General features: G+C 72.9%; 7 protein-coding genes. All 7 read left to right on the top strand.

All coding sequences use genetic code 11. The features are described from left to right. Positions 1-1,375 (top strand): transcription termination factor Rho (gene rho, locus L1885_RS20475; protein ID WP_235798620.1); only part of this gene is annotated, 1,375 nt, incomplete at its 5' end. Between the two features lie 199 nt (positions 1,376-1,574). Next, positions 1,575-2,633 carry an LCP family protein gene (locus L1885_RS20470; protein WP_235798619.1) on the top strand — a complete coding sequence of 353 codons (1,059 nt, stop codon included), beginning with the start codon at positions 1,575-1,577 and terminating at the stop codon, positions 2,631-2,633. 160 nt (positions 2,634-2,793) lie between these two features. Next, positions 2,794-3,033 (top strand): 50S ribosomal protein L31, encoded by a 240-nt coding sequence (gene rpmE / locus L1885_RS20465; protein WP_235798618.1) that lies wholly within the window; start codon positions 2,794-2,796, stop codon positions 3,031-3,033. 249 nt (positions 3,034-3,282) lie between these two features. Then, positions 3,283-4,362, top strand: a complete 1,080-nt coding sequence (prfA, locus tag L1885_RS20460; RefSeq protein ID WP_235798617.1) for a peptide chain release factor 1 — start codon at positions 3,283-3,285, stop codon at positions 4,360-4,362. Positions 4,363-4,525: 163 nt separating this feature from the next. Continuing rightward, positions 4,526-5,365 carry a peptide chain release factor N(5)-glutamine methyltransferase gene (prmC, locus tag L1885_RS20455; protein WP_235798621.1) on the top strand — a complete coding sequence of 280 codons (840 nt, stop codon included), beginning with the start codon at positions 4,526-4,528 and terminating at the stop codon, positions 5,363-5,365. 157 nt (positions 5,366-5,522) lie between these two features. Next, positions 5,523-6,170 carry an L-threonylcarbamoyladenylate synthase gene (locus L1885_RS20450; RefSeq protein WP_235798616.1) on the top strand — a complete coding sequence of 216 codons (648 nt, stop codon included), beginning with the start codon at positions 5,523-5,525 and terminating at the stop codon, positions 6,168-6,170. Continuing rightward, entirely contained in the window at positions 6,167-6,820 is a 654-nt protein-coding gene (locus L1885_RS20445) for an arsenate reductase/protein-tyrosine-phosphatase family protein (RefSeq protein WP_235798615.1), read from the top strand. The genes L1885_RS20450 and L1885_RS20445 overlap by 4 nt, the downstream gene beginning before the upstream one ends. Positions 6,821-6,968: the final 148 nt, after the last annotated feature.

Below are 6,968 nucleotides of genomic sequence, written 5' to 3'. Positions count from 1 at the left end.
GGGCCGCGGCGACCGCCGGGAGCGCCAGCGCGACCGCCGCGGCAAGGGCGACGGCGACCAGCAGGGCGGCGGCGGGCAGCAGGGCCGCCGCGACCGGCAGGGCGGCGCCCCGCAGGACGACTTCGACGACGACGGCACCGGCCGCCGCGGGCGCCGCGGGCGCTACCGCGACCGCCGCGGACGCCGCGGGCGCGAGGACTTCGGCGCGGCCGAGCCGCAGGTCGCCGACGACGATGTGCTGATCCCGGTCGCGGGCATCCTCGACATCCTCGACAACTACGCGTTCATCCGGACCTCGGGCTACCTGCCCGGCCCGAACGACGTGTACGTGTCCCTCGCGCAGGTCCGCAAGAACGGCCTGCGCAAGGGCGACCACGTCACCGGTGCCGTGCGCCAGCCCAAGGAGGGCGAGCGCCGCGAGAAGTTCAACGCGCTGGTCCGCCTCGACTCGGTCAACGGCATGGCGCCCGAGAGCGGCCGCGGCCGCGCCGAGTTCCAGAAGCTCACGCCGCTCTACCCGCAGGACCGGCTCCGCCTGGAGACCGACCCCGGCGTGCTGACGACACGGATCATCGACCTCGTCGCCCCGATCGGCAAGGGCCAGCGCGGCCTGATCGTCGCCCCGCCGAAGACCGGCAAGACGATGATCCTGCAGTCGATCGCGAACGCCATCACGGTCAACAGCCCCGAGTGCCACCTGATGGTCGTCCTCGTCGACGAGCGGCCGGAAGAGGTCACCGACATGCAGCGGTCGGTCAAGGGCGAGGTCATCTCCTCGACCTTCGACCGTCCCGCCGAGGACCACACCACGGTCGCGGAGCTGGCCATCGAGCGCGCCAAGCGCCTCGTGGAGCTCGGCCACGACGTCGTCGTGCTGCTGGACTCCATCACCCGTCTGGGCCGCGCCTACAACCTGGCGGCGCCGGCCTCCGGACGCATCCTGTCCGGTGGTGTCGACTCGACGGCCCTCTACCCGCCGAAGCGCTTCTTCGGTGCCGCGCGCAACATCGAGGACGGCGGCTCGCTGACGATCCTCGCGACGGCGCTGGTGGAGACCGGCTCCCGGATGGACGAGGTCATTTTCGAGGAGTTCAAGGGCACCGGCAACATGGAGCTCCGCCTCGACCGCAAGCTCTCCGACAAGCGCATCTTCCCCGCGGTGGACGTCGACGCGTCCAGCACCCGCAAGGAGGAGATCCTGCTCGGCTCGGACGAGCTGTCCATCGTCTGGAAGCTGCGCCGGGTCCTGCACGCGCTGGACCAGCAGCAGGCCATCGAGCTGCTCCTCGACAAGATGAAGCAGACGAAGTCCAACGCGGAGTTCCTGCTCCAGATCCAGAAGACCACGCCGATGCCGGGCAACGGCAACGACTGACGGCGGTTCTTCCGTACCGGATCGACGGTGCCCCCTCGCGCTCGGGAAGCGCGAGGGGGCACACTCGTGCGACGCTTTGGGGAACCTCGCGCCCGGCCCGTGACCGCCGGGCACCGGGAGCCGTACGAGCACGAGAGGCGGGCGACGCCCGAGCACCACGTCAGGGGCAGGTGGAGAGGGCCGGAAGCCGGAGGAGACCATGACCGCCGAGCGGAGTACCCGTCGCCGCACGCTCAAGGGCGTGATCCTGACGCTCGTCGTGCTGGTCGCCGTCATCCTGGGCGGTCTCGGGTACGTATACGCCCGCCTGAACGGCAATCTCAGCGGCATCGACATCAACGCCCAGCTCGGCTCCGACCGCCCCAAGAACGTCCACGACGGCTCCGAGGACATCCTCGTCCTCGGGTCCGACTCCCGGGCCGGGGCCAACGCGAAGTACGGCAGGAGCACCGGCGCCCGCTCGGACACCGCGATGCTCCTGCACGTCTACGAGGGCCACAAGAAGGCCTCCGTGGTCTCGATACCGCGCGACACGCTCGTCGCCCGCCCCGCCTGCAAGGGCAAGAAGGGCCGCACGGTCCCCGCCGACTCCTCGGCCATGTTCAACAGCGCCTACGAGGCCGGCGGCCCCGCCTGCGCGGTGAAGACCGTCGAGCGGATGACCGGAATCCGGATGGACCACTACATCGAGGTCGACTTCACCGGGTTCAAGAAGCTCATCAACCAGCTCGGCGGCGTGCAGGTGACGACGACCCGGGCGATCAAGGACAAGGACAGCCACCTGAGCCTCGGGCCCGGCACCCACACGCTCGACGGGGAGCAGGCCCTCGGCCTGGTCCGCACCCGGCACGCCGTGGGCGACGGCAGCGACCTCGGCCGCATCCAGCTCCAGCAGGCGTTCATGAAGGCGCTCATCCAGCGGGTGCGGGGGATCGGCCTGCTCAGCGACCCGAAAAAGCTGTTCGACCTCGCCGACACGGCCACCAAGTCGATCACGCCGGACTCCGACCTCGACAGCGTGGACGAGCTGATCGGCTTCGCGGGCGGCCTCCAGGACCTCTCGGCGAAGAACGTGACAATGATCACGCTGCCCGTGAAGTACGACCCGGCCGACCCGAACCGCGTCGTCCCGCTGGAGCCCGGGGCCCGCACGGTGTGGAGCGCACTGCGCCAGGACCGTCCGATCCCGCGCTCGGCGACGAAGGGCTCCGCCGGCGACACCGGCGACGCCCACGGGGTCATCGAGAGCTCCCACTGAGAGCGCGCCCGCACCCGTATGCCGCCACCGGGAACAAGACGGGGTCCCCTCCGGTTTGGGCAGATGCGCCCAGTGCTGGCAGACTGGTCCGCCGGTCCCGGTTCACGTGCAGGCAATCCGCCCGTGCGACCCGGTGCCCTCCGCGATCAAGGAGACACCCGTGAAGAACGACATTCACCCGAAGTACGTCGAGACGCAGGTCAGCTGCACCTGTGGCGCGTCGTTCACGACCCGGAGCACCATCGGGTCCGGCACCATCCGTGCCGACCTGTGCTCCGAGTGCCACCCGTTCTACACGGGCAAGCAGAAGATCCTCGACACCGGTGGCCGTGTGGCCCGCTTCGAGGCCCGCTTCGGCAAGGGCGCCACGGCCGGCAAGACCGGCTCCGCCAAGAAGTAGCGAGCACCCCGCGCCGGCCACCGGCGCCCCGCTCAGGGGCGTCGAGGCCGGCGCTTTGGCGTACCGGGCGGGCCCGCACGGGCCGGGGGGAGCACCCCCGGCGGACCGTGCCGCGCCGCCGGGAGGAGCACCCTCCCGCCGCGGCGGGCAGCCCGCCCCGGGACGCGACCCCGCGGCGGTGCCGCGCCCCCGCCCCTCCGGCAGCACCCGCTACTCCCGAAGCACTTTTCACCACCCCAGGAGCCCCCGATGTTCGAGGCGGTCGAGGACCTGGTCGGCGAGCACGCCGACCTGGAGAAGAAGCTGGCCGACCCGTCGGTCCACGCGGACCAGGCCAATGCCCGCAGGCTCAGCAAGCGGTACGCCGAGCTGACCCCGATCATCGGCGCGTACCGCTCCTGGAAGCAGACCGGGGACGACATCGGCACGGCCCGCGAGCTCGCCGCCGAGGACCCCGACTTCGCCGCCGAGGTCAAGGACCTCGAACAGCGCCGCGAGGAGATCACCGAGCGCCTGCGACTGCTGCTCGTGCCCCGCGACCCCAGCGACGACAAGGACGTCATCCTGGAGGTCAAGGCCGGCGCCGGCGGCGACGAGTCCGCGCTGTTCGCGGGCGACCTGCTGCGCATGTACCTGCGCTACGCCGAGCGCGCCGGCTGGAAGGCCGAGATCATCGACTCCACCGAGTCCGAGCTCGGCGGCTACAAGGACGTCCAGGTCGCGGTGAAGACCAAGGGCGGCAACGGCGCCACGGAGCCCGGGCAGGGCGTCTGGGCCCGGCTGAAGTACGAGGGCGGCGTGCACCGCGTGCAGCGCGTGCCGGCCACCGAGTCCCAGGGCCGCATCCACACCTCCGCCGCCGGTGTCCTCGTGACGCCCGAGGCCGAGGAGATCGACGTCGAGATCAACCCGAACGACCTGCGCATCGACGTCTACCGCTCCTCGGGCCCCGGCGGCCAGTCGGTCAACACGACCGACTCCGCCGTCCGCATCACGCACCTGCCCACCGGCGTCGTCGCCTCCTGCCAGAACGAGAAGAGCCAGCTCCAGAACAAGGAGCAGGCCCTGCGCATCCTGCGCTCCCGGCTGCTGGCGGCCGCGCAGGAGGAGGCCGAGTCGAAGGCCGCGGACGCCCGGCGCAGCCAGGTGCGCACGGTGGACCGCTCGGAGAAGATCCGGACGTACAACTTCCCCGAGAACCGCATTTCGGACCACCGCGTCGGCTTCAAGGCGTACAACTTGGACCAGGTGCTCGACGGCGACCTCGACGCCGTCATCCAGGCCTGCGTGGACGCCGACTCCGCCGCGAAGCTCGCCGCCGCGCAGTGACGCGCGAGCACCGCCGAACGGGAGCCGGGGCCGACGCCGGCACCCGCCCAGCAATCCCTTGACGCAGTCCGGAGGAACCAGCGTGCAGCCACCACACGGCGGGCCTGCCACCGGCGGCAGCGGTGACCCCCGGGCGGGCCGCAGGGGCCCCGCGCCCCGCAGCCTGCTGCTCGCGGAGGTCGCCCAGGCCACCAGGCGCCTCGCGGACGCCGGCGTGCCCTCCCCCCGCTTCGACGCCGAGGAACTCGCCGCGTACGTGCACGGCGTCAAGCGCGGCGAGCTCCACGCCGTCAAGGACGGGGACTTCGACGCGCGCTACTGGGAGGCGATCGCCCGCCGCGAGGCCCGCGAACCCCTCCAGCACATCACCGGCCGGGCCTTCTTCCGCTACCTGGAACTCCAGGTGGGCCCGGGCGTGTTCGTGCCGCGCCCGGAGACCGAGTCGGTCGTCGGCTGGGCCATAGACGCGGTCCGCGCGATGGACGTCGTCGAGCCGGTCGTGGTGGACCTGTGCTCCGGGTCCGGCGCGATCGCCCTGGCCATCGCCCAGGAGGTGCCCCGCTCGACGGTGCACGCCGTGGAGCTGTCCGAGGACGCCCTCGTGTGGACCCGCAAGAACGCCGCGGACTCGCGCGTCACCGTGCACGCGGGCAACGCCCTCGGCGCGCTGCCCGAGCTGGACGGCCAGGTCGACCTCGTCATCTCGAACCCGCCGTACATCCCCCTCACCGAATGGGAGTACGTGGCCCCCGAGGCCCGCGACCACGACCCGGGCATGGCGCTGTTCTCCGGCGAGGACGGGCTCGACACGATCCGGGGCATCGAGCGCACCGCGCACCGGCTGCTGCGGCCCGGCGGCCTCGTCGTCGTCGAGCACGCGGACACCCAGGGCGGCCAGGTCCCGTGGATCTTCAGCGAGGAGTCCGGCTGGGCGGACGCGGCGGACCACCCCGACCTCAACAACCGCCCCCGCTTCGCCACGGCCCGCAAGGCACTGCCGTGAGGGCCGGGGAGCAGAATGTGCCCGCACCCTCCGGCCGCGCGCCGGCGCCCGGCGGCGCCCACCGCCGCCGGACGGCCCGCCCCGCCGGGCGGACCTGCCGGCCCGGCCCGCCGGCCGGACGGCGAACCGAGTCCGTGAGAAGAAGGAGCCAGTGACCATGGCACGGCGTTACGACACCAACGACGCAACCGACCGCACCACCGGACTGCGGGAGGCCGCGTCCGCCGTGCGGCGTGGCGAGCTGGTCGTCCTGCCCACCGACACCGTGTACGGGATCGGCGCGGACGCGTTCGCCGCCGAGGCCGTGGGCGACCTCCTCGACGCCAAGGGCCGCGGCCGCAACATGCCGAGCCCGGTGCTGATCGGCTCGCCCAACACGCTGCACGGCCTCGTCACGGACTTCTCCGAGCAGGCCTGGGAGCTCGTCGACGCCTTCTGGCCCGGCGCGCTGACGCTCGTCGCCAAGCACCAGCCGTCCCTGCAGTGGGACCTCGGGGACACCCGCGGCACCGTCGCCGTCCGCATGCCGCTGCACCCGGTCGCCATCGAGCTGCTGACCGAGGTCGGCCCCATGGCCGTCTCCAGCGCCAATCTCACGGGCCACCCGGCGCCCGAGGACTGCGACGCCGCGCAGAACATGCTGGGCGACGCGGTCAGCGTCTACCTCGACGGCGGGCCGACGCCCGGCATCGTGCCGTCGTCCATCGTCGACGTCACCGGCAAGGTGCCCGTCCTGCTGCGCGCGGGCGCGCTCGACGCCGACGAGCTGCGCAAGGTGGTACCGGACCTCGAGGTGGCCAATTGACCGCCCCTGAGGGGCGTGGCATAGCGGACACCGCACCGCGGGGCGAGCAGGCGTTCCGCATCCTCCACGTCAGTACCGGCAACGTCTGCCGCTCGCCGATCACCGAGCGGCTGAACCGGCACGCCCTCAGCGCCCGCCTCGGCGAGCACCTCACCGGCGGGCTGATCGTGGAGAGCGCGGGCACCTGGGGGCACGAGGGCGCCCCGATGGAGGCCAACGCGGAGGCCGTCCTCGCCGACTTCGGCGCGGACGCCTCCGGCTTCGTCGGGCGCGAGCTGCTCGACGAGCACGTCATCCGGGCCGACCTGGTCCTGACGGCCACGCGCGACCACCGCGCGCAGGTCATCTCGATGGGGCACTCCGCGGGGCTGCGGACGTTCACCCTGAAGGAGTTCACCAGGCTGGTGCGCGCCATAGACCCGGCCACGCTGCCCGACCCGCTGGACGACGGCGTGGTCGAGCGCGCGCGGGCCCTCGTGCGGGCCGCCGCCGCCCTGCGGGGCTGGCTGCTTGCCCCGAACGCCGAGGCGGACGAGGTGTACGACCCCTACGGCGCGCCGATCACCCTCTTCCGCTCGATCGGCGACGAGATCAACCAGGCCCTCGACCCGGTCGTCACGGCCCTGACGGGCGTCCCGGCGGCCCTCTGAGCCCCGCGGCACCTCCGGGCCCGCCCGACGGGGCCCCGCTCCCGGCCCGGGCGCCCCACCGGGCCCCTGCGCACCTCCCTCGCGTCCCCTGGCCGGCTCCCGCCTCCCCGCGCCCGGCAGCCGCCCCGGCGTCCCCGCCGCCGCGCGC

It is taken from the genome of Streptomyces fuscigenes (assembly GCF_021556455.1).
Taxonomy (GTDB): Bacteria; Actinomycetota; Actinomycetes; order Streptomycetales; family Streptomycetaceae; genus Streptomyces; species Streptomyces fuscigenes.
This window is presented reverse-complemented; position numbering and strand designations above follow the sequence as displayed.

Coding starts and splice junctions, on each gene's coding strand:
- prfA (WP_235798617.1), top strand. CDS start 3,283: ATGTTCGAGGCGGTCGAGGACCTGGTCGGCGAGCACGCCGACCTGGAG.
- L1885_RS20450 (WP_235798616.1), top strand. CDS start 5,523: ATGGCACGGCGTTACGACACCAACGACGCAACCGACCGCACCACCGGA.
- L1885_RS20470 (WP_235798619.1), top strand. CDS start 1,575: ATGACCGCCGAGCGGAGTACCCGTCGCCGCACGCTCAAGGGCGTGATC.